The sequence below is a fragment of the Larkinella terrae genome (assembly GCF_009668025.1).
GTDB lineage: Bacteria > Bacteroidota > Bacteroidia > Cytophagales > Spirosomataceae > Larkinella > Larkinella terrae.
On the sequence record NZ_WJXZ01000006.1, the window covers coordinates 395,224 to 418,937 of the forward strand.

General features: G+C 49.3%; 18 protein-coding genes. 11 read left to right on the forward strand and 7 right to left on the reverse strand.

Annotated elements, in window-relative coordinates; translation table 11 throughout:
* Nucleotides 1–76: 76 nt before the first annotated feature.
* Both tilS and GJJ30_RS12300 read left to right on the forward strand, forming a co-directional pair.
* Complete coding sequence (gene tilS, locus GJJ30_RS12295) at nucleotides 77–1,459, forward strand: tRNA lysidine(34) synthetase TilS (protein ID WP_154175447.1); 1,383 nt, start codon at nucleotides 77–79, stop codon at nucleotides 1,457–1,459.
* A gap of 151 nt (nucleotides 1,460–1,610) precedes the next feature.
* Nucleotides 1,611–3,917 (forward strand): OmpA family protein, encoded by a 2,307-nt coding sequence (locus GJJ30_RS12300; protein WP_154175448.1) that lies wholly within the window; start codon nucleotides 1,611–1,613, stop codon nucleotides 3,915–3,917.
* A 55-nt stretch (nucleotides 3,918–3,972) separates the two neighbouring features.
* Here GJJ30_RS12300 and GJJ30_RS12305 read toward each other — a convergent pair whose 3' ends face one another.
* Nucleotides 3,973–4,761 (reverse strand): SDR family NAD(P)-dependent oxidoreductase, encoded by a 789-nt coding sequence (locus GJJ30_RS12305; RefSeq protein ID WP_154175449.1) that lies wholly within the window; start codon nucleotides 4,759–4,761, stop codon nucleotides 3,973–3,975.
* 296 nt (nucleotides 4,762–5,057) lie between these two features.
* On the opposite strand from GJJ30_RS12305, the gene GJJ30_RS12310 reads away from it, so the two are divergent.
* Nucleotides 5,058–6,761 (forward strand): sodium:solute symporter family protein, encoded by a 1,704-nt coding sequence (locus GJJ30_RS12310; RefSeq protein ID WP_154175450.1) that lies wholly within the window; start codon nucleotides 5,058–5,060, stop codon nucleotides 6,759–6,761.
* 10 nt (nucleotides 6,762–6,771) lie between these two features.
* On the opposite strand, the gene GJJ30_RS12315 is transcribed toward GJJ30_RS12310, so the two are convergent.
* A complete protein-coding gene (locus GJJ30_RS12315) occupies nucleotides 6,772–7,284 on the reverse strand; it encodes a hypothetical protein (RefSeq protein WP_154175451.1) in 513 nt (170 codons plus the stop codon).
* Nucleotides 7,285–7,384: 100 nt separating this feature from the next.
* Nucleotides 7,385–8,305, reverse strand: a complete 921-nt coding sequence (locus tag GJJ30_RS12320) for a DUF2911 domain-containing protein (protein WP_154175452.1) — start codon at nucleotides 8,303–8,305, stop codon at nucleotides 7,385–7,387.
* A 12-nt stretch (nucleotides 8,306–8,317) separates the two neighbouring features.
* Here GJJ30_RS12320 and GJJ30_RS12325 point away from each other — a divergent pair, with 12 nt between their 5' ends.
* Both GJJ30_RS12325 and GJJ30_RS12330 read left to right on the forward strand, forming a co-directional pair.
* Nucleotides 8,318–8,923, forward strand: coding sequence for an NUDIX hydrolase (locus tag GJJ30_RS12325; protein ID WP_310588233.1), 606 nt, complete (start codon nucleotides 8,318–8,320; stop codon nucleotides 8,921–8,923).
* Between the two features lie 86 nt (nucleotides 8,924–9,009).
* Nucleotides 9,010–9,390 (forward strand): hypothetical protein, encoded by a 381-nt coding sequence (locus GJJ30_RS12330; RefSeq protein ID WP_154175453.1) that lies wholly within the window; start codon nucleotides 9,010–9,012, stop codon nucleotides 9,388–9,390.
* 295 nt (nucleotides 9,391–9,685) lie between these two features.
* Here the strand turns inward: GJJ30_RS12330 and GJJ30_RS12335 are convergent, their stop codons facing one another.
* From GJJ30_RS12335 to GJJ30_RS12345, 3 genes are read right to left on the reverse strand one after another with little or no spacing between them, the layout of a single operon-like run.
* Entirely contained in the window at nucleotides 9,686–10,189 is a 504-nt protein-coding gene (locus GJJ30_RS12335; RefSeq protein WP_154175454.1) for an O-acetyl-ADP-ribose deacetylase, read from the reverse strand.
* Nucleotides 10,190–10,192: 3 nt separating this feature from the next.
* Nucleotides 10,193–11,818: a S8 family serine peptidase gene (locus GJJ30_RS12340; protein WP_229313094.1), complete on the reverse strand. Its 1,626-nt coding sequence runs from the start codon at nucleotides 11,816–11,818 to the stop codon at nucleotides 10,193–10,195.
* Between the two features lie 7 nt (nucleotides 11,819–11,825).
* A complete protein-coding gene (locus tag GJJ30_RS12345; RefSeq protein WP_154175455.1) occupies nucleotides 11,826–12,431 on the reverse strand; it encodes a hypothetical protein in 606 nt (201 codons plus the stop codon).
* 307 nt (nucleotides 12,432–12,738) lie between these two features.
* Here GJJ30_RS12345 and GJJ30_RS12350 point away from each other — a divergent pair, with 307 nt between their 5' ends.
* On the forward strand, nucleotides 12,739–13,809 hold the full coding sequence (locus GJJ30_RS12350; protein WP_154175456.1) for a hypothetical protein: 1,071 nt from the start codon (nucleotides 12,739–12,741) through the stop codon (nucleotides 13,807–13,809).
* Between the two features lie 56 nt (nucleotides 13,810–13,865).
* Here GJJ30_RS12350 and mnmA read toward each other — a convergent pair whose 3' ends face one another.
* Nucleotides 13,866–15,059 carry a tRNA 2-thiouridine(34) synthase MnmA gene (mnmA, locus tag GJJ30_RS12355; RefSeq protein WP_154175457.1) on the reverse strand — a complete coding sequence of 398 codons (1,194 nt, stop codon included), beginning with the start codon at nucleotides 15,057–15,059 and terminating at the stop codon, nucleotides 13,866–13,868.
* A 286-nt stretch (nucleotides 15,060–15,345) separates the two neighbouring features.
* Here mnmA and GJJ30_RS12360 point away from each other — a divergent pair, with 286 nt between their 5' ends.
* From GJJ30_RS12360 to GJJ30_RS12380, 5 genes are all read left to right on the forward strand, one after another.
* Nucleotides 15,346–16,890, forward strand: a complete 1,545-nt coding sequence (locus GJJ30_RS12360) for a sulfatase family protein (protein ID WP_154175458.1) — start codon at nucleotides 15,346–15,348, stop codon at nucleotides 16,888–16,890.
* A 77-nt stretch (nucleotides 16,891–16,967) separates the two neighbouring features.
* Nucleotides 16,968–17,594, forward strand: a complete 627-nt coding sequence (locus GJJ30_RS12365; RefSeq protein WP_154175459.1) for a beta/alpha barrel domain-containing protein — start codon at nucleotides 16,968–16,970, stop codon at nucleotides 17,592–17,594.
* Nucleotides 17,595–17,736: 142 nt separating this feature from the next.
* Nucleotides 17,737–18,243 carry a PspC domain-containing protein gene (locus GJJ30_RS12370; protein ID WP_154175460.1) on the forward strand — a complete coding sequence of 169 codons (507 nt, stop codon included), beginning with the start codon at nucleotides 17,737–17,739 and terminating at the stop codon, nucleotides 18,241–18,243.
* A 21-nt stretch (nucleotides 18,244–18,264) separates the two neighbouring features.
* The gene (locus GJJ30_RS12375; protein WP_154175461.1) at nucleotides 18,265–19,272 is read left to right on the forward strand and encodes a toast rack family protein; all 1,008 of its coding nucleotides are present in this window, start codon (nucleotides 18,265–18,267) and stop codon (nucleotides 19,270–19,272) included.
* Between the two features lie 670 nt (nucleotides 19,273–19,942).
* A complete protein-coding gene (locus GJJ30_RS12380) occupies nucleotides 19,943–23,695 on the forward strand; it encodes a CotH kinase family protein (protein WP_154175462.1) in 3,753 nt (1,250 codons plus the stop codon).
* Nucleotides 23,696–23,714: the final 19 nt, after the last annotated feature.

The window sequence follows — 23,714 nt, forward strand, 5'->3', positions numbered from 1 at the left end:
CCAGGATTCAATAAATTGCCAATCAATCTCAAGTAATCCTTCAATTCCGACTCAGATCATATTAAAATACAAAATTATGGCTTTAGCTCAAAACAAGGCCATTGAGGATCAGTTTTTAAGCTTTATTAACACTGAACAACTTTTTGGCCAAACTGATTGCATTTTGCTGGCAATAAGTGGCGGTTTGGACTCAGTAGTAATGGCGGAACTGTTCCGGTGGGCGGGTTTTCGGTACGGCATTGCCCACGTTAATTTTCAATTGCGGGGAACTGATTCGGAGGAGGACCAGGCTTTTGTAAAAGCCCTTGCGGAACGCCACCAGGTGCGGTTTCATACGACTCAGTTAGCGGCCAAAGAAGAAGCTGAAAAATTGGGAATTTCGACCCAGATGGCCGCCCGCCAACTGCGGTATGCCTGGTTTGAAGACATTGCGAAAGAGTTTGGCTATAACGGTATTGCGACTGCCCATCACCAGGATGACGTTCTGGAAACCATTTTGTTAAACCTTGTTCGCGGCACCGGATTAACCGGGCTGCGGGGCATTCCCATCAGGCAGGGAAATATTATCCGACCGTTGTGGTTTTCAAGCCGGGCCGAAATTGAAATGCACGCACAGAAAACCGGGTTGGTCTGGCGGGAAGATGGGTCCAATTCGTCGGATAAATACCACCGAAACCGGCTGCGCCACCAGGTCGTGCCGGTTCTGAAAGAGCTCAACCCCAGCCTGTTGCAAACGTTACAAACCACCGTAACCCGGCTTCAGTCGGCAGATAATCTGGTCGATGAAGAAATTCGGTGCTCGTGGGAGGAAATCGCTGAAAACCGCTCCAATAGCTTTTCTCTTTCCATTCAAAAACTGATCACTTATCGGGAGTGGGAGTTTCGTTTGGCGGAATGGCTTCAACCGTTTGGCTTTCAATATATTCAAACTAAGCCGATCGCTGCAGCTGTGCGGTCATCGGTTTTTGGTCAGAAATTTTATTCAACTACCCATCAGATCATGCGGGATCGCCAGTATCTGGTGATTGAAAAGCGGCACTCGTCGATCAATGAGTCGATTGTTGTGAATACGTTTCCGGATCAGGAAGTGTTGATTTCGGCTCATCATGTCCTTGGGTTTACCGTTGTCGATAAACCGGCCGATTTTCAACTTTCGGTTGATCAGCAGATTGCTTACCTGGATGCCGACCTGATTCAGTGGCCGTTGACGATCCGGCAATGGCAAAACGGCGAGTCGTTCCGGCCGCTGGGGATGAAAGGAAGCCAAACGATTGGTAATTTCCTGACCAATCGCAAAGTGACGCTTGCGGAACGTCGTTTCGTACAGGTTCTGTTGTCAGACAATCAGGTTGTCTGGCTCATCGGTCATCGGATAAGCGACCAGTTTAAAATAACCGCCAAAACCCGGAAAATCCTGAAAATCGAACGGCGGCATACCTCCGAATTAAACGCTGGGTGAGTTACCTCACTGGTGCGTTGACCCCTTTGCTTTGGCAATGTAAAGCAATTTGACAGCGAGCAGGTTAATAAATCTACAAATTAAAATAATATGTACATACAATTTTGGCATTTCTTTTGATGCATGTAGGGGGTAACCCTTGCGATCCACTATGAATTATCTACGACTGTTCCTGCTGAGTGCGGTTTTGAGTACGTTGACGCTGGCTGTCCAGGCCCAAAGTGCGCGTCTGAAAGCTGCCAATAAACAGTTTGAGAATCTGGCTTATGTCAACGCAGCCCGGGCGTATGAGGAGTTTTTGCGGTTGGATAAACACCGGGATCCTGCGGAAGTGCAGGAAGCCTACACGAAACTCGCCTATAGCTATCGATCCCTGCAGGATACGAAAAATGCCGAACGAATTTATTCAGATTTGCTCAAGGAATTTCCGGAAACCGATTCAAAAAATTACCTCTATTACGCGCAGGCATTGGCTGCGAACGGAAAATACCGCGATTCGCAGAAGATGTACAGCAAGTACGGCGAGAAACAAAAGGAGGATTTGCGGGGGCAGAAATTCACGGTTTCCTACATGGACATGAACCGGTTTTACCAGGATTCTTCTTCATACCGCGTTGAATACCTGCCTATCAATTCGCGTCAGGCGGATTTTAGTCCGATGTACTACCAGAATGGGCTGGCATTTGTATCGGCCCGCCACGAAACCGGGCCGGTTAAGCGGGTTTTCGGCTGGAATCAGACACCATTTCTTGATCTTTATTTTTATCCGGATACGACCGACCTTCGTAAAAACGCTGATCTGGCGGTTCAGTCCGCTTCGCTGGGCGGTAGCAATACCACTGCGGAAGTGGTTGTAGCCGAGCCGATGGATGATAAATCGCTTTCCAAAACCGAAATTTTTAGTCGGACGCTCAATACGAAATACCACGAAGGGCCAATGACTTTTTTCAAGGATCAGTCCCGGATCATTTTTACCCGGAACAATACCGCCAAAGGAAAAGAAGGGAAAAGCAGTGATGGTGTTCGCAAATTGAAATTGTATATCGCTGAAAATGTTAAGGGTAGCTGGCAGAAATCCGAAGAATTACCGTTTTGCAGCAATGATTATTCCGTTGGCCATCCGGCCCTGTCGCCCGATGATACCAAACTGTATTTTGTTTCGGACATGCCGGGAGGTTTTGGAGGAACGGATATTTACGTCGTTGAGTACAAAGACGGGCAATGGTCTTCGCCGGTTAACATGGGTAAAGAAATCAATACTGAAGGCAACGAAATGTTTCCATTTATTGATGAAAATAATAATCTGTATTTCTCGTCCGACGGACATGAAGGGCTTGGTGGTCTGGACCTTTTTTACGCCGAACTTCGCGAAGGTGTCGCTTTTAAAGGAGTACAGAATATGGGCTACCCCATCAATTCGGAGAAGGACGATTTCGGTTTGATTGCGACCAAAAACCGCACTTCGGGCTATTTCAGCAGCAACCGGAAACAGGGGGCCAGTGATGATAACATTTACAGCTTTCGCCGAACCTGTAAGCAACTGAATATTTTTGTTTACGACGCCAAAACCAATGAACCGATCGCGGTTGCGGATGTTCGGGTGATCAAGGCGGGCGTAAATCAGGATCTGCGTTTTACGGGAACTGACGGCAAAACCGGGTTTTGTGTCGATGCCAATATTGATTACGAGTTCAAAGCCATCAAAGAAGGGTACGCCACCAACAGCATCCGGTTTTCAACCATGACGCAGTCCGAAAAACCGGTCATGAATGTCTCGATCTATCTGGAAAAAAGTGAAAATACGCTGGTGAAAGGAACTGTAAAAACGGAAGTTAACCAGCAACCGGCACCGGGCGTTACGGTGACATTACGGAACGAAAAAGACAAATCGGAGCAGCAGGTCGTGACCGGAACCGACGGTAAATACGAATTTGAAATGAAACCCGGCGCGCCCTATACCTTAACTACGCAGAAAAATCGCTACACTGCCAACCAGGAACAAATGCCGAAAATGAAAGCGGGAAAGAATCCCAAACTCATTGAAAAACAGCACGGTATTTACGGAGAAGGCGATGTGTTTGAGTTGAAAAACATTTATTACGATCTCAATAAGTTTTTCATCCGACCCGATGCCGCCCGCGAACTGGACCATGTCGCGGCTCTTTTGAGAAAGTACCCGGAAATGAAAATTGAAATGCGCTCACACACCGACAGTCGCGCCAGTGACGCCTACAACATGCAATTGTCGGAAAACCGGGCCCGGGCAACTGTCGATTACCTCGTCAACAAGGGTATTGATCCGGCCCGGCTGAGTGCCCAGGGTTTTGGCGAGAGCGAAATTCTGAACGGTTGTACCGACGAGATTGCCTGTCCGGAAAGTAAACACCAAAAAAATCGAAGAACGGAATTTAAAATTGTGTCAGTGCAGCGAAATGTCTCCGAACCCACCGGGAAATGATGGAGCCGGAAAACCGCTTCATTTCAGGTTTGATTTCCCGAAGCATTTTCCATTGTTAAATGAGCGTTCCGCCGTCGGCATGGAATAAGCTGCCGGTGCAGTAAGCGGACGCATTGGAGGCAAGAAACAAGGCTAGCGGGCTGATTTCGTCGGTGGTGCCCATGCGGGCGATGGGCAATCGTTGGGTAAAATGCGCTAGAATTGCGTCGTCCTGCCAGAGCGCCTGGCTGAACTTGGTTTTGATCAAACCGGGGCAAATGGCATTGACGCGGATATGGTCCGGACCCCATTCTTTCGCCAGAACCTTGGTGAGCATATTCAAACCGGCTTTGCTGACGCTGTAGATGCCTAAACCGGGGTCGGGTGTTTGTCCGGCAATGCTGCTCATCATGATAATGCTGCCACCACCCCGCGCTTTCATGATCGGATACACCATCTTACTCAGTTCAAACGGCGCTTTGATGTTCACCTGCATGATTTTATCGAATGCCGACATATCGCAGTCGATAGCCGGGCCGAAAACCGGATTGGTAGCCGCGTTATTCACCAGGATATCGATGCCGCCGTATAGGTCGACAGTTTGGTTGACGAGATGCCGAAGCTGGTCGGGATCACCGGCGTGGGCGGCAATACCGGCGGCTTCTCCGCCTTCCTCCTGGATCCGGGCAACAACGGCGTCGAGACTGCTTTGCCGGCGACTGCTGATAACTACCTTGGCACCGAAACGGGCAAACAGGCGTGCAATGTCTTCCCCGATTCCTTTACTGGCTCCGGTGATCAGGGCGACTTTGCCGTCCAAACCAAATACCGATGTCTCTAACTCTTTTACGGGTAGTTTTGCCATATTTGCCATTGTTATGTCGGGTGGTTGAGGATAGTTGCCTTGCAAACTATTCTTAAAATTGAACATTTCAAAAATAAGGTTGGATCGTTTTGTGATTTGGATTGCTAATTTGTATACGAGAGATTGATTTATTTTCGTTGCCTTAACAAGATTGAGAATTACCCACATTCCGCTATGACCCAACATCCTACCGATTTACCTCCTTTTGTTCGTTCCTGGCGTCAGCTATATGTCATCGTGATTGCCAGCCTCCTGCTTGAAATCGTATTGTTCTACGGATTTATGCAGTATTTTTCATGAGCATTCTCGATTGGCTGATACTGACAGGTACGCTGGCAATTATTATCATTTACGGGGTTGTGCGTAGCCGGGGAAATCGCAGCATGGACGATTACCTGCTGGCCGATCAATCGCTGCCGTGGTATCATGTCTGTCTTTCCGTGATGGCCACTCAGGCCAGTGCCATAACCTTTCTTTCGACTCCGGGTCAGGCTTTTACGGATGGAATGCGGTTTGTGCAATTCTATTTCGGTTTACCGCTGGCAATGGTGGTTCTCGCCATAACGTTTGTCCCCATTTTTCACCGGCTGAAGGTTTTTACGGCTTACGAATACCTGGAATCCCGGTTTGATGCCCGCGTTCGCGTTTTTACGGCTTTATTGTTTCTGTTGCAGCGGGGCTTGTCGACGGGCCTTTCCATCTATGCCCCTTCCATCATTCTGTCGACGATTCTCGGCTGGAATATCTTCTGGACCAATATCATTATGGGCGGTATCGTATTGGTTTACACCGTTACGGGAGGTGCCAAAGCCATTTCGTACACCCATTTACAACAGATGCTGATTGTCACCGTCGCCATGTTCATTGCGGGCTGGATGACGGTTCATTTACTTCCGGATGATGTAGGTTTTATGGATGCGCTACAGGTGGCCGGGAAAGCCGGACGACTTAACACAATCGATCTGAAATTTGACCCCAACAGTCGCTACAATTTATGGTCGGGGCTGGTTGGCGGTTTTTTTCTGCAATTGTCTTATTTCGGTACGGATCAGTCGCAGGTAGGGCGGTACTTGACCGGGCAGTCGATTGGGCAAAGTCGCCTGGGATTGCTGGCCAATGGTATGCTCAAAGTGCCTATGCAATTTCTCATTCTCCTGGTGGGGGCGCTGGTATTTGTATTTTACCAATTCAACCCATCACCGGTTTTTTTCAATAAAGTTGAAACCGACCAACTTTTAAAAAGCCAGTATGCCGACCAGTACCGCAAATTAGAAACCGAACACCAAACAATCGCGGCCCGTCGGCAGCAGGCGGTTTTAACCCTCAACAAGGCTCTTTCTGAACAGAATACTGCTTCAATTGACCAAATCAAAGTGGTGATCAACCAGACGGATGAAGCCGCTAAAGCGGTAAAAGGTCAGGTTGTCGAGTTGATTAAAAAAAACAATCCGGTTGGCGATACCAGCGATGTAAATTATGTGTTTCTCCGGTTCGTGCTGGATTTCCTGCCCCACGGCTTGATCGGTTTGCTCATCGCCGTGATTTTCAGCGCTTCGATGGGCTCGATTGCCTCGGCCTATAATTCGCTGGCTTCAACCACAATTGTCGACATTTATAAACGGCTCTTTTGCAAGAACTATTCCGATGGGCATTACCTGATGGCCTCGAAAGTATCCACCATTGTTTGGGGGGTATTCTGTATTGTTGTGGCGCAATTTGCCAGCAAACTGGGGAGCATGATCGAAGCTGTCAATATTTTAGGCTCTTTATTTTACGGCGTAATTCTGGGGATTTTTCTGGTCGCTTTTTACTTCAAATCAATCGGGGGGAAGGCTACATTCTGGGCTGCAATCGTGACGGAAGGATTGGTTATCTGGTGCTGGCTGGCTGAATTGATGGCGTTTCTCTGGTTGAACGTGGTTGGTTGTGTACTGTTAATCGGTATTGCCTGGCTGCTGGAAAAAGCCATACCGACTAAGAAAGTGGTTAGTGAAACTTAAAAATGCTTTCCTACAACCGTTCGCGCAGATAGGCCAAAAGCATTTCCAGCGTAAGTTGCATGCGATTCTGACCGGTTTTTAAAGCAGCGACATCACTCTTTATTCCGGCAACGTCGGTTTTTAATTCAGCTACATCCTGCTTAACTTCGATCATATCCTTTTTCAAACCGGCCACATCTGTTTTCAAACCGGCCACATCTGTTTTCAAACCGGCCACATCTGTTTTCAAACCGGCCACATCTGTTTTCAAACCGGCTACATCCGTTTTCAAACCAGCAACGTCCGTTTTTAACACAGCGACATCCATTTTCAGCCAGGTGATATCACCTTTCATCTCGACTACGTCTGTCTTCAATACAGTTAGATCGTCCTCGATTCGGTCAAGCCGGCTGTTGACCTTAACAAACTCCTGCTGAACCGTTACCGTTAAATTGGCTAAACCACGAGCCACACTGTCAATGGCTTGTCCCTGCTCTGAAGCAAGAGTTTCTAATTGTTGGATTCGGGCGCGTTCGGTTGGCATATTCAAATATAATAGTTTAAATCTTTGTATATAAAAATAAAAATGCCTTCAATCCGCAAGAAAGAAGGCACTTTTATAATAATCGTTGATTAACAGGAACTTACGCTTTCTTCTTTTTGCCTTTTAGCACTTTAGAAGCAACAGGAGGAATCTGGGCCTGAAAGTCCGCAACGCCTTTTTGAATTCCATCTTTGTAAAACTTGAAAATCGGGTCGTTGGAGGCTTCACCCAACGTCAGTGCTTTTTGCGCCAGCGGCAAAGCTTCGGCAACTTTGCCCATTTTTGAGAGAATTTGGGCCTTAATCCAGACATTTGAGTATGTTTCTTTCAAACCGATCGACTTATCGGCCCACGCCAGTGCCTGATCCAGCTTCCGGTTTTTGGAGAGATTCCAGTTGGCTGCGGCTTGCAGTACTCCGGCGTCTTCCGGTTTTTCGGCAACGGCTTTTTCAACATTGGCCTGCGCATTGGCATTTACGTCTACTTTCAGCGGAGCCGTAGCCCGGGTGTCCGCCCAATAGATGTTAAAATTGGCCGTGCTGTCGGTCAAATCGCTGAAGCCCATGCTGAACGTTTCGTAAGGCTTGGCCACTTTTTCCGACTTAATTTGTACCCGGAGCGCATCCTCTTCTTTTTTATACCCGTTCGGAATGCCTTCTTCGGCGCTGGCGGTCAGATTTTTGTTGAAAATCAACGTCCACTCGCCCGGATTGGGAATGGTAAAAATCGAATAACTTCCGGCGGGAAGTTTTTGGCCCTGAACCCATACATCCGTGGTAGTTTTGAAATTGGTGGCGGCATTAGCGCCCGTTCGCCAAAGCTGACCAAATGGAGCCAGGGGTGTTTGATTGCCCAGAGCAGCGCGGCCTTTCAGACTGGGACGCGAATAGGTGATCGTAAAGTCAGTGGTTCCAACCGTCTGGATAATGGTTGCACCCGGACTGGCTTGTGGTAGTTTAATCTGCGCAAAGGCGAGCTGAGCAACAAATGTCAGGGTGGCCAGGAGGGAAATCTTTTTCATCGTGTTAATCAATTGTATGTCGTAGTAAAATTAAAACGAAATTGCGGTTTTTTATCGAATACCCATTCATTTTTGGCTATGCACCGTCAACCTTTAATCTCTCTTTTGCTTAACCACCATCCGGCTGATGAAGAAGAACGGCAGATGCTGGAACAAACGATTCAATTTGTAAACCACCATCCGGATTGCTTCGAACGGAGTTTGTTAATCGGCCATGTTACCGGTTCAGCCTGGATTGTAAGCCCTGATCGTCAGAAAGTTGTCCTTCTCCATCATTACAAACTTGACCGCTGGCTTCAACCCGGTGGTCATGCTGATGGCAACCCGGATATCCTGGCTGTTGCCCTGCGGGAAGCCGAAGAAGAAACCGGTCTTCAGGGAATAAAACCGGTCAGTAAAAAGATCTTCGACGTAGATGTTCACACGATTCCGGCGCGGGGGACCGAACCCGAACACCAGCATTATGATATCCGCTTTTTGTTCGAAGCCGATAGCCATCAACCCTTTATTCAATCGCCGGAAACAAATGAGGTTCGATGGGTCGATTTTGATGAAATTGAAAAAATAGTTAGTGAAAAATCAATAATCCGAATGGCAAATAAGAAAAAAATGATTTAACGAGGTTTATAGTTATTGTTTATCGCTTTATATTGGCATCGAAAACTAAGTAATGGTTTTCAGAGTACAACAAAACCACAGCAACTATGAAGACGATAATGAAGACCTGTCTGGGTCTGTTAGCGATAGCTTTAGCCATACCGGCGTCTGCCCAGAATAAATTGAAGAACGATCCGACGTATTCGACAGCTAATTATAAACACCCCAATAAAGCGACAGCCGCGCGGCAGTGGGAACCCGAAGCCGGCATTGAATTCCGGAAGAGAAAGCGCCAGCCGATGAACATTGCCACGTATCGGGAGCAGCAACGTCGGGGTGGATTGGGTGATCCGGCCATTACCATTCCGGCTACGCCATCGATGGCCAACCGGAATTACAAACAGCAGAATCTGATGGTGAACCCACAACCAGCGAACAAACCGGAAGTAGCTACCCGGATCGAAGCGGATGAAAGTGTAGGGAATTAATTGAAATAAACTTTGCAAAACCACCTCAACATCGAGGTGGTTTTTTTATGTCAAATTGTTGAGCCTGATCAGCTCGTTGAATCTCGTAAAAGACCAACGAGCGTTTTTTCGAAATTCCCTCTCCTTACGTCACCAATCGCAGCCTATATTGCCGGAAAAAGTGGTCCGGTTAAAAAGCGCGTTCGGAATCGTCAGCGAGCCGTTGGCCGAAATACCGTCCGAACTGCATTTCATCCTGCTCTGGGATACCCAAAGTCCGTTGAATTTTATAGGTACCGGTTTGGTCTGGTCGCTTTCAGTTTGCTAATTTTTGCTGATAAAGCCGGTAGTTTTCTTCATCGAAGCAGGCAAAGATGATTTCCGAAACGGAGGTTTTCTGCTGGCTGCTGAAAGTCCGCACGGTTTCAAGGGCAATCGTGCAGGCTAGTTCTTTCGGGAAACCGTAAATTCCGGTACTGATGTTGGGAAATGCAATGGAGTTGAGGTTGTGTTGCGTCGCAATTTCCAATACCCGGCGGTAGCAACTGGCCAGCAATTCCGGTTCCCGGTTTTTGCCGCCATGCCAGACGGGACCAACGGTGTGAATCACGAATCGGGCGGGTAGGCGATAGCCGCCGGTTAGCTTGGCATCGCCGGTTTGGCAGCCATGCAAGGTCCGGCACTCGGCGAGTAATTCCGGCCCTGCCGCCCGGTGAATAGCGCCATCAACCCCTCCTCCGCCCAGCAGACTTGTGTTGGCCGCGTTCACGATCGCATCGACCGACAGTTTGGTGATATCGCCCTGAATGACGCTTAGCATGGGTCAGTACTTCATTAATTTGACAGTTCGTTTGGTGCTGTTACTCGAAAGAGTCAGAAAATACAGTCCCGGGGATAAACTGAGTGATTGCAATGAAAAATTAGCGGCCCGATCGGACGGATAATTCTGCCGCCAGACGACCTGACCGGCGGAGTTGGTCACCATTGCATCAATGGTTTGGTTCAGCGGTATTTCATTCCACTGCACCGTCAGGCGGTCGGCATTCGTGAAAGGATTGGGGTAAATCAGCAACGAATAGGACTCTGCCGAAATGGCCGCTGCACGTTCAAAATTTGGAATGCCGTATCCTAAATTATTATCGGGTTTGGCAAACTGACTGCCCGACTGGCGCAGGCATTCAATGACCTGCTGGGCCGTTAAGCGCGGATTGGCCTGCCAGAAACCGGCGGCCAGTGCCGCAACCAAAGGTGACGAATACGAGGTTCCATTCCCAGCGGTCACCGTTCCACCGGGCGACCCTAAGGTTGTACCAGAACCCTGCGCGACCAGATCCGGTTTGATGCGGCCGTCGGGGGTGGGTCCAAACGAGCTAAACGGAGATCTGAAACCATCCCGATCCACCGCGCCAATGGACAGGACGGTAGCCACGTCGGCCGGTGCGCCAATGTAATGCCAGGGATCATTTCCCTCATTTCCGGCGGAAACCACCACCAGCATCCCGGCTTCGGCGGCCCATTGGGCGGCTCGGCTGATGAGCGTGGTTTTACCGTTCAGGTCGTTGTACGTATGGTTTTGAGTCGGGTCGTCGAAGGTTGTGTACCCTAAGGATGAGTTGATTACATCCACACCAGAACTGTCGGCATATTCGGCGCCGAACAGCCAGTTAGCTTCTTCCACCGGCGTTTCGCTCCCGGCGTCTTCGGTTCGCAGCAGGAGGTAGGAAGATTTATAGGCCGGACCAACCAACTGGTTTGCCTGGTAACCCGCCATGATCGACAGCACATTCAGACCGTGAGCATCATCTTCGTAAACACTGGATTCTTTTCTTACGAAATCATACGTCCCTACCACCCGGTTTTCCTGAAAAAGCTGACTGAGAAAGGGCACTTGATTGGCGTTGCGAAAACCGGCATCCAGAATGGCCACCAGCATGCCTTCGCCGTGGTAGCCCTGGGCGTGCATTTTATCGACGCCAATCTGAATCAACTGATTGCTCGAATTGCCGTAAACGCTTGGGTCATCGACCTGTTCCAGTTTGCTTCTGAACTGATTGACAATCGATTGAGCGTAGCCAATCCGGGCGTTGCCGACGGAGCGGTTACTTTCTATGCCCTGTACAAACGGCAACGCCCGAATGGCCGTCAGGTTGGCTTCCGTCGTTTCGATCAGCACGGCATTGGCCCAGCGCGAGCTAAACCAGATTTTGGCACCGGTTTGCCGGAGCGCCGACACGTAAACCGGATTGACCGGTAAATCCTTTTCCTGAACCAGAATGCCCTGTTTGGCCCGGCGCAGAATCGCCCGTTGGGACAGAAACTGCTCCGGTTTATTGATTGAATAGGGCGAACTGGTTTTGTCCTTCAACAGGACGAGGTATTTGCGGTTTTGAGCTTCGGCTGATAGCCAGCTGCTCAACAGGAAAAGCGTAAAAAGTAAGATTTTTTCCATATACATCTCATAATTTCCCGTACGAACGCAGCCGCCAATAAAACCGGATGCCATAATCAATCTGAGCTTTGCCAACGCAGGTTGGTGTCGACGAGCAAAACTGCAACTGAATTTTTTCCTTATAAACCAGCCCGACATCGCGGGCGTAAATTTCAATTCTTTTATCCTGATTAACCAGCGTTGAATCATTTTGTTGAACAACGGTGGCGGTTTCGGCAAACGTCTGATTCAGAACGCTCAACGGACGGCCCGTATTGCGGACCAGGTATTCGTCATCGCCCAGCGAATTATACGCGTTTCCGTTCCAGCGCCCCGACTCTGTAACAGGCAGTACGAGTTTTAGGTAAGAAACGTTGCTTTCGGTTTTAATTAATTGATCATCGTAAATTCGGATGCTACCGGCCGAGTCAGGTTGCCAGACGTCGCCGTCGCTGGCTCGTCGGTACCGCTCAGTACGCAAAACCGTGCCGCCAATCGGGTCGGTGGCCGAGCCGGTTATTACTTCCCGCAACTGAAACGTTTGGAGTGTGGAAGTTCCATTGAGCGAAAACCGCTGTTCGCTTACTTCATAAACCCAGAATCGACCCGGTTCCAGCGGAAAATAATCAATCATTTTGTGCAGAGGTTCGGTCGTCAGCTGGCAGGAAGAAAAGAAGGATGATAGTACAAGCAAACATAATATTGAAAAATAATGCAGCGTTCGGGGGTGTTGGCAGAAATCCATAGAAATAAGTAACGGGAAGGAAAAACGAAAATAAGAATTGGGTTGAAGACCCGCAAGTCTGTCGGTTAATGAAATCGAAAGCCAGACGAATCTTCCTGCCGCTTCATTAATAGATCGACCGTTTAATAAATGAAATTATAACGTATATAGACCTAAATCACTTTATTACGGCCAATAACTCCCAATCCCCTTGTCCATGAAAACTCTCTATTATTGCGGACTGATCATCGGTCTGTTGGCCTTGCGTGCAAAACCGGAAATGGCACCGAAAGCGCCGTTTACCGGAATGACCAACATTTCCTGGGTTGGTTTTGGCAACCAGTCGGTTAGTTCGGTCATTCCGCTTGGCGTCACCAACATGTCGACGCCGACACCGTTTGTCTATCCCAAAAAAATACAAAACCAGATCGCTTTTTACCAGGAGATTCTGCTGGTCAATTCAACCTTTAAACCCGCCAGTCCGGCCAAACAGTCGCCGGTATTTGGCAACTGGTTTGTGCGTCGGCAGGTGCTGATCGTGAAAGACGGCAAAACACAGGTGGTTCAATTGACCAAACTGTCCATTAACAAAAACGCCGAAGCTACCAGCGCCGTTGATCAGCCGATTCCCTTCTCGGCAACGCATATTGAGTATCAGCTTGGTCGCACCGAAAAGATACTTGCCAAACCTCAGCCGGGCAAACTTCCGACCACCAAAACCGTTGAGGTGTACCCGAATGATGCCGTCCGGATTGCGGCTCCGGTCGCTGAAATAATGGCGAATACCTGCGAAGTAAAAAAAGGAGTAGTGCGGCCGCTGCCTTGTGAATTTCAGCTGGTGAAGTTTCAGATTATCGGGAAAAGCGGCAAAACAGTATACGAAACCAGCTCGGTGGAGAATGGCGCTAAAATTCAAATTCCCAATGGCGAGTCGAAGAAAACGGATGGGCAGTTTTTTTATTACGATGCAAAACTGATCGTCAAACGGATTCACAAACCCAACTTTACGCCCCAAAAAGGGTACATGGTGAACTGGGGTCAGACGGGAAGCGATTTCAACGCCGAGATTGATACCCATTCTTCACTAGTCAGTGGCTTGCAACTGGATGCGACGATTGGCAAAGAGTTTACTATTCCGGTAGAGATCAAAAATTCAACGCCCAACAGCGGTTTTATTATAAAAACCGGGGAGTTATTACTGGAAAACGATGTGACAAGATCCAAGTTTCCCACAACGCAAATGCCCGGAGCAACCCGAGCTGATGCTTACATCCGGTTGAGCTGGTGAGATTTATTAAAGCAAAAAAGCCGGTCCAGAGCCGGACCGGCTTTTACTTTTAGAACTTATTTAGCTATCGAACGGATGGCGGGCATTTCAAAGCCCGTATCGATCTGCTGGTGGCCTTCCTGCCGAAAACTTTTCATGATCCAACCGCCACCGATGACGTCGTCGCCTTCGTAAAAAACCGCAGCCTGCCCCGGCGCAATGGCCGAAACGCCCTGTTCAAACAGGACATTGATTTTTTCACCATCCTGCGAAATGACCGCTGGAGTGCCCGGATCTTTGTAACGCACTTTGGTCACCGTTTCGAGCGGTTTTTCGATCGAAGCGTATTTTTGCAGATTTAACCGGCTGACAACCATGCCATCGCGGTATAAATCTTTATCGATGCCGAGAATGACTTCGTTGGTCTCTTTCCGGATGTCGGTTACAAAAACCGGGTAGCCAAACGCAATGCCCAGCCCTTTCCGTTGGCCGATCGTATAAAAAGGATAACCTTCGTGTTTACCAACTACTTTACGAGTGCCCGTCGCGGTGTCTTCCAGAATAAAATTGCCACCGGCCACTTCCTGTTCCAGCCCCGGCACCCGCCTTTTCAGAAATCCGCGGTAATCGTTGTCCGGCACGAAGCAGATTTCATACGATTCGGCCTTATTGACCAGTTCCGTAAAACCGCGTTCGGTCGCCATCGCCCGGATTTCGGATTTCCGAAGGTGTCCAAGTGGCAACTTCGTCCGGCTCAGACTTTCCTGCGAAACGCCCCACAGGACGTAGGATTGATCTTTTAAATTGTCGATGCCTTTGGAAATCACAAACCGCCCGTTGGCCGGACTCTCATCCTGCACCTGGCGGATGTTGGCGTAATGGCCGGTTGCAATCGACTCACAATCAAGACGGTCGGCCCGTCGAAGCAGGGCGTCCCATTTGATGTGGGTGTTGCAAAGAACACAGGGATTGGGCGTCCGGCCCTCCAGGTATTCGCCGGTAAAATGGTCGATCACCGAATCGCCAAATTCGGACCGGATGTCCAGAATGTAATGGGGAAAACCGAGGTTGACGGCGATGTTCCGGGCGTCGTTGATGGAATCGAGGCTGCAACAGCCGGTTTCCTTTTTTGTGCCGCCCGAAGAGGCATAATCCCACGTTTTCATGGTCATGCCGATGACTTCGTAACCTTGTTCGTGCAGCATGACTGCCGCAACTGAAGAATCGATGCCGCCACTCATGGCGACCAAAATACGTCCGTGTTTGCTCATGACTTATCTAACAAGGTTCAAAGCCTTGCGATAACTGATTAAAAATAGAATTGGGTACGATGCCCCTGATACTTGTCAAATACCGGCGCAAAGATACGTTTTAACAACGCGTAAAGAAAAACCATTCCGAAATTCGTGCCAATTTGCACTTATTCAGAACATTGCCCCATCGTTCGAAAAATTAGAAATCCGCGCAATGCATTTCTAAAACATTTATTGAAGATCAGTAAAAAAAGGCAGAAGACGCATTCTAACAGGAATGGGTATTTAAACTTCGTCTTGAAAAATGACCGGTTTTCTAAAAGTTGGTATTGCGGCAGGCGGTTTTGCCATTCTGCTGTTTTTGATGGGTACGGTTCCGCAATCCGGTAAAAAACAACGGCCCAATATCGTGTACATTCTGGCAGATGACCTGGGATACGGCGATGTCTCGGCCAACAATCCGGGCGGGCAGATTAAAACCCCAAATATTGACAAACTGGCTTCGCAGGGGATGCGGTTTACGGATGCGCATTCCCCGTCGTCGGTCTGTACGCCCACGCGCTACGGCCTGCTGACCGGTCGCTATCCCTGGCGGAGTCGGCTGCCCGTTGGGGTTCTGCGGGGCTACAGCCGCACACTTATCGAAGCCAATCGGCCAACGGTGGCCTCATTGTTAAAAAGCAATGGCTACCAGACGGCGGTGGTGGGAAAATGGCATTTGGGGCTGGATTGGCAGGTGTTGCCCGGCCACGAAGCACTGCTGGCCACGGATGGATACGGCATCAAATCCGACATGAATCCCGATCACATCGATTTTTCCCGGAACCCGTCCCAGGGGCCGACCACCGTTGGCTTTGATTACTCGTATATTCTGCCGGCTTCGCTTGATATGCCGCCATATTGTTACCTCGAAAATCAGCAACTGACGGAATTGCCAACGGGTTACACCAAAGGCAACAGCCTGGAATCCGGTTTTACCGGCCCTTTCTGGCGGGAAGGAAAGATGGCCCCCTCATTCGATTTTTACGACGTTCTGCCCCGGTTTGTCGACAGAGCCACTGCGTTTTTAAGAAAACAGACGACCCAGAAACCGTTCTTTCTCTACCTACCGCTGGCCGCTCCCCACACGCCCTGGATGCCCACCAAAACCTACGCCGGAAAATCAAAAGCCGGAGAATACGGCGATTTTGTGCAGCAGGTTGATGCCGCGGTCGGGGAGGTGCTGAACACGCTGGACGAATCCGGACTTTCCGGCAATACGATCGTCATTTTTGCGAGTGATAACGGCCCCTATTGGCGGGAAAGTTTTGTGAACCGATTCAATCACAAAGCCGCCGGTGAGTTCCGGGGGATGAAAGGAGACGCCTTTGAGGGCGGTCACCGCATTCCTTTTGTGGTTCGCTGGCCGGGCAAAGTGAAACCGGGAAGCATCAGCGCGGCCACCACTACCTTAACCAATTTGATGGCGACCTGCCGGGAGATCATCGGTGAAAAGGATAAAACCGCAATTCCCGAAGACAGCTACAGTATTTTGCCGGTTTTGTTGGGTAAAAGCAAAGAGGTGCCGGAACAGCCCGCCGTTGTGCACAGCTCGTCGCTCGGTTTTTTTGCGATCCGACAGGGCGACTGGAAACTGATTGAAGGACTGGGGTCGGGCGGTTTTACCGATCCGAAAGAGATCAAGCCACAAGCCGGGGAACCCGCAGGGCAGCTCTATAACCTGGCCACGGATGTGGCCGAAACCCGGAATCTCTACCAGCAGAACCCCGAAAAAGTCAGAGAGTTAACAGATTTGCTGGCTAAAATCAGGCAAAGCAAAACGCGGCTCGAGACGGGTGCGAAGCAATAATATTTACCAAAGACCTGCGTTCAATGCCCGAACCGGCTTTACATTTGTAAAACCGTCATTGAAAACCACAATCCAGAATGGCTCTCCAAACAATTGTTAAAATCAGTAATGTAACCAATCTGAGTGATGCCCGCTATTGCGCCGGAATGGGCGTCGATTTGCTGGGTTTTTCAATGGACGAAAACTCCGAACAGTACGTCGCACCGGAGAAATTTAAGGAAATCCGGTCGTGGGTGGCCGGTGTGCACACCGTTGGCGAAACGGCTTCGATCGACGTCGTGGAAATTGAGCGGTTGCTGGAGTTATACCAGCCCGAAGTGCTGCAAATTGAAGAATCCGCGTTGTTGCCCTATATTTCAACTTTCGACTGCCGCGTTATCCTGAAAGCCGACCTGTCGCTGATGACGCTGGATCAACTGGAGGCCCTTTTTTCATCCGTTCAATCCGATCAGATTGATTATTATTTGCTGGAAAGCAAGGGAGCGATTAACCTGGATGAAGACCTGAAAACCGTCCTTAAAAACCTGGCGGGGGAATATCCGGTTTTGCTGGGAATTGGCTTTACGACGGATACGATTCATGAATTACTTGCTGAACTTCCCATTCAGGGAATTGCGCTCACGGGCGGAGACGAAGACCGCCCCGGTTCGCGCGAGTTCGGCGAATTGATGGAGATGCTGGAAACGCTGGAGACTGACGATTAAATTATTAGGTTAAACCCGGTAGTATGTATTACCTATTATCAGGTAATACGTACTTTCATCCGAATCCGCGTCCATTCTTCCTTTCTTCCTTTCAAGCTACCGGAAACCGCTCTACGTTTACATCGTATTTACTAATACGCTCATGACTAAACGCTTAGAACGTTACCGCGACGAGGCCATGTTAGGCGGGGTAGCCGCCGGAATGGCCCATTATTTCAACATCGACCGGACATTGATCCGTGTGCTGTTCGTAGCCGGCTTTTTCCTGCCGCACGTCCCGTCCCTGATAATTTATGCTATCTTGTGGATCGTATTACCGGAACGGGTTTCCGCTTATTATTCAACCATTCAGTCTGAACCTTCAACTAATCTGTACACAACCATGAATACGAATGAACGCAATGGGAACCTCGTCGGTGGTGCAATTCTGGTCGGAATCGGCTTCCTGTTTCTGCTCGACCGCTGGTTCGATATTAATTTCGGTGACATGTGGCCGCTGATTCTGATTGGTATCGGTGCCTGGCTCATCGTAAAAGATCGGAATAAAAACAACGACTCCCACAACGACGGACCACCCAGCCGGTACAGCAGCGGCACCGATCCGTACAACACCGGGACCAGCGATCCGTATGCCTCAAATAATCCGTAACGTAAAACACATCGACTGACTATGAAGCGATCAGGCTTATTCTGGGGGATTGCCCTCATGACGCTGGGGGTGTTGTTTTTGGCCCGTAATTACGGTTGGTTTTACATCGACTGGAGTTTTTTCTCGCGGTTCTGGCCGGTGCTGGTTATTCTGGCGGGTTTGAATCTCATGTTTGCCCGGCGAAATGCCGCAGCAGGCCTGGTAACTACGGTTTTGCTGGCGGTTTCGGTGCCACTGGCTTTCTTTGCCATGTTTCATCACAATGGCTGGAACGGACGCTGGGATAACGACCGGTACGAATACCACTCTAATCAAGATGATGACGACGATGATGATTCGGACCATAACCGCAACGATAATGACGACGATGACGATCATGACAACGACCGTCCGAAGGTGCAAACCAGTCACATTGCCGAACCGATGGATGCCATCATCGATCAAGCTAACCTGAAATTTGAAAGCGGAGCGGGGCGGTTTTACATCGGAGCACCGTCCGATAGCCTGATTGAGGCCGATACGCGCATGAGCGTCAGTAAATACAGCATGTCGGTCAACCGCAGCAACGAATCGCGGTCGGCGGATATTGACCTGAAACTGGATGATGACGAAATCGATCTGAAATCGGGTGAGTTGGTCAATCTGGTGGATTTACGCCTGAATCCGAAACCGAGCTGGGCGTTCGATTTCGGCATCGGCGCCGGTCAGGCCGACTTTGATTTGAGTCCTTACTCGGTCAGATCGGTTAAACTGGGGGCTGGTGCGGCCGATATTGAATTGAAGCTCGGCGACCGCGCGCCCCAATCCGACATCCGGATTGAATCGGGAGTGACGTCGGTTACTTTGAAAATACCGAAAACCGTCGGTTGTCAGGTGGAAACGGAAGGCGCTTTAACCGTTAAAAAGTTTGATGGGTTCGATGAGATCGGCGGAGGCATTTACCAAACGCCCGGTTATGCCGCCAGCCCGAAAAAAATAACGGTTCACTACCAGGGCGGAGTTTCCCGTTTTAAAATCGAGCGGTATTGAGCTAAATTAAATCAATTAAGTCGAAGAAAATAGCGCCGAAACATGCTTTCGGAAAACCGGGTCGCCGGTAAAAGCCTTGGCTTTTACCGGCGACTTTTTTTTGACAAAATGTCCAGACCACGTTGAAAACGTATAGTAGATGTCGTCAAATAAGGAGCAGGCCGGATTTGACTTAAATCAGACAGGAAATGTTAAAATCGTTGCGATTATAAATGAGTAATTGTACTTATTTTACATTCGGCAATTAATTAACAGAAATGAGGTTAATAAAAATGCTGAAAAAAGTAAAATATTTTTGCCGCCGTTAGATAACTGTCTTCTTTTTTTCTTGTAATGGAAGAAGTAAAACTATATAATCGCGTAAAATATTAATTATTAGCTGTCTAATAAAATATTTTTATTGATTGTATGTGCAATATTATTTCTGATAATATAGTATGTTTGCCGTAACTAGTTGAAATTTATCTCTGAGTTTATTCAATAAAATACTGAAGTAGTACAGGTATAATCAGGATAGGTATTTCCCTCACTCAACGCATCGTATTTTTCAAATCCAGGTCTGCTAATTATCGAACGGTTTTGATTTTAACCGTTCCGGGAGGGCTTTGCCCAATCCGTACATGATGTTATCTGATGCAATTATAAAGTAACCCTTAAACTAGCTCCATACATGAATCCTTTTTACACACCGGGCAAATCCGTTTACTTCTATTTGATCTGGTTTTCCCTCTTCAGGACGATCTCGTTAAACGCCCAGCCCATTGCGATCGCGAGTGCTGATTATCAGGTTGATAACAATTTGAAGCTGATCATTTGCAACAAAATACCCGCCATTCCCACGACGGCTCAGCCGGTAACGTTGATTTTCGATAAAAACTACAGTTATGCCGCAACCGGAGCCGCTTTTCAGTTGGGGAAAGAGTATTCGCTCAGCAGCTCATCGGGAACGTACAAGCTGTTTTTTACGAGCTTCCCGATTTTCATTTTTAACACCAACGGGGTAGCCATCAGCAATGACGATAACCGGACGAAAGGAACGGTTTCCATATCAGACGGAAATTCGCCTTCATTCAGTGCCAGTATGGGCATTCGAATTCGGGGAAATACGTCGAGGTTATATCCCAAAAAGTCTTATAATATGGAGCTTTGGAAGGATCCAAATGGCAACGAAGAGCTCGAAAAATCCCTGTTTGGCATGCGGGAAGACAGCAAATGGCTCTTTTTAGCGATGTATAATGAACCGCTGCGCGTAAACAATTCTACGGCCTGGGCCATCTGGTTAAAAATGCACCAGCTTTATTATACGGCTCAGGAGCCGGGCGCTTTAGCCGGAATCAGAACGCGGTATTGCGACGTTTTCGTCAATAATTCGTACAACGGGGTTTATTTAATTACCGAGGATCTGGATCGCAAACAGCTGAAACTGAAAAAGACGAAAGATAATGGTGATATGCGGGGTGAGCTCTATAAATCGGGCGCCAAAACCGACGCGACGGCTTTTACGAGTGTTTTTAATAATAATGCGTTGCTGCCCTACGACAATAATTCCGCAACCTGGTCGGGTTATGAAATGGATTATCCGAAATTACCGTATTGGAATAACCTGTTTGGACTGGTTTCTTTTATCACTAAATCGTCGGATTCGGATTTTAGAAATCAGGTTGGTGGGAAATTTAAAGTGGATAATCTAATCGATGTTTTCCTGTTTTTAAACGCGATTGGGGCCACGGAAGATAATTTCGGCAACAATCAGTTTTTTGCCCGTTACAAGGAAAATGAGCCTTACATGCTGCTGCCCTGGGATTTTGATATTTCGATGGGAAACATCAGCGGCAAAATGGACGGACTCGCCGAAGCGATTCGGACCAACGGTTTTTTCTACCGGCTGATGACGCTGAATCCGAATGGGTTTAAAAGTAAAATGCGGAAACGCTGGTTTGCGTTGCGCCAGGGGGAACTGGCAACGGTGAATTTTAAAAAGAATTTTACGGATAATACGAGCCTGCTGACCAATGAGGGCGCTTACATTCGCGAAGAGCTGAGATGGCCTTCAACAATGCGTCTTCAGGAACAGAGCGCGATTGGTTCCTGGATTGACAGTCGGCTGGCGTTTTTAGACCAGTATTTTGGGGAATTTCCGGAGCAGGACGCATCGGCGGTCGAAGTTACTTTGCCGCGTTTTTCAGGACAGATTTCCGGAAGTGAAAAAGCGTTGCTGTGGACAACCAGCTTCGAAAAAGACGCCAGCCGGTTTGAGGTGGAGTTTAGTTCCAATGGATCGACGTTTACGAAGGTAGGGCAGGTAGCCGCAAGCGGAACCAGCAGCAGTGAAAAGACGTACAATTTTACGCACCCGGACGCTTCAGCACCGGTTTTTTACCGGCTGAAAATCTTCAATAAAGAAGAACTTTTCAAGTATAGCAACGTGATCGTGCTCGGCGGGTGCCCGACGCCACCGGCCGCCCCGACGATCAGTGCGAGTTTAACGGCCGTCAATTTGAAACAGAGTACCGTCCTCAAGGCAACGGGCTGTGCCAATACGGTTGTCTGGAATACCGGGCAAACCGGAAGCCAGATCACGGCCAGTCCAACGTCTACAACGGTTTACCAGGCGACCTGCCGCCAGAGCATCGGCTGTGAAAGCAGCCCGTCGGCGCCGGTAACGGTCACGATGCCAATTGCGGCTGAAGGCTTTCTGAATACCGCTACCTGTACGACCATTTCGGGTTGGGCCTGGGATGCCAACCGGCCCAATACGCCGGTGATGGTGGAATTGCTGGATGGCCCAACTGTCATTGCGTCTTCCATTGCCCCGATTTACCGGCTTGATTTGAAAACCGCCGGGAAAGGCAACGGCCTTCACGCGTATGATTTTGCGCCCCCCAAAATCCTGTTTGATAACAAACCGCACGTTCTGACGGCGCGGGTGCAGGGCACGACTGCTGCGTTGAAAACCGGTTCCAAAACCATTACGTGTGCGTTAACGAATTCGGCCCCCCAGGCACCGGAACTCGTGTCGATGACGGCTATGATCAACACGGCATTTTCCTGGACTTTACCGATGTTTTTTGATGTGGATTACGGAACTGTTCTCTATAGTTTGAGCGGTTTGCCAGCCGGTTTGTCCTTTGCGCCGGTCACCCGGGAAATTACCGGAACGCCCACCGTGAGCGGGACCTTCAGCCTGACGTATTCGGCCAACGACGGCCAGACAACCACCCCGGCTTACGTTTCGCTGGTGGTAGGTCTCAACACGTTCAATTTGGTCAATCAACCGCCCGTGGCCCCTGCAGTTTCGCCGTTGGCGGCCACGGTGAGTTCAGCATTTACGGCCACACTTCCGGTTTTTACGGATACCGATCCGCTGACCTATGCCCTGGCGGGTTTACCGGGTAATCTGGGTTTCAACCCGGCTAATCGGCAGATTACCGGCACACCGACAACGAGTGGGACCTTTAGCCTCACTTATACCGCCAGCGACGGGCAGAGCACGACTCCGGTTTTCATCTCACTGGTTGTCAGCAATACCGCCGTGGTCAATCAGGCGCCCCAGGCTCCGTCCGTTGCACCCTTATCGGCTACCGTGAATGCGGCTTTTTCGACGACCTTACCGGTTTTTACCGATACCGATCCACTCACGTACGCGCTGAGTTCGTTGCCTAACGCGCTGACTTTTAACGCATCAACCCGGCAGCTAACCGGTACACCGACGGTCAGCGGTGCCTTCAGCCTGACGTACTCGGCCACGGACACGCAGTCGGCCAGCAACTTTGTCGTGGTATCGCTGACGATTAGCCCTGCGGTTTCCGAACCACCACCGATGACGGTGACAGGCAATTTCGAAGGGTATCTCGACAAGGTCGAGTGTGGGAGCATCCGGGGCTGGGTCTGGGATCGCAACAAACCCAACACGGCGTTTACGGTGGAGTTCTTCGCCAATGGCAGCTCCATCGGAACGGCCAAAGCCGATATTTTCCGGCAGGATTTGAAAGACGCCGGAAAAGGCAACGGCTCGCACGTCTACACTTTTCCCACGCCCGCCAGCGTCAAAACCGGGACGACCTATCAGATCAGTGCGAAGGTTCAGAACAGCAATTATGTGTTAAGCTGGTCGCCCAAGACCCTGAATTGTCCGGTGGGCAGTCGGTTAAATGGCGAGGACGATGCGGAAAACGCCAGCGGATTGACGGTATGGCCCAATCCATCGAACGGTACTTTCGAAATTCATTATGATCTGAAAGACGGCAAATCGGGGGAGTTATCCATCATTGATGCATCGGGTCGGGACTGGTACCGGAAGTCAGTAGGAGGAGAGGGACCCCAGCGCCAGCGGGTGTCACTAGCGGGAGCCGACGGAATTTTCCTGATTCAACTGCGGCAGGGAAAAACCGTACAAAACAAAAAAATAGTAATCAACCAGTAACAGATAACCCGCTTCTAAT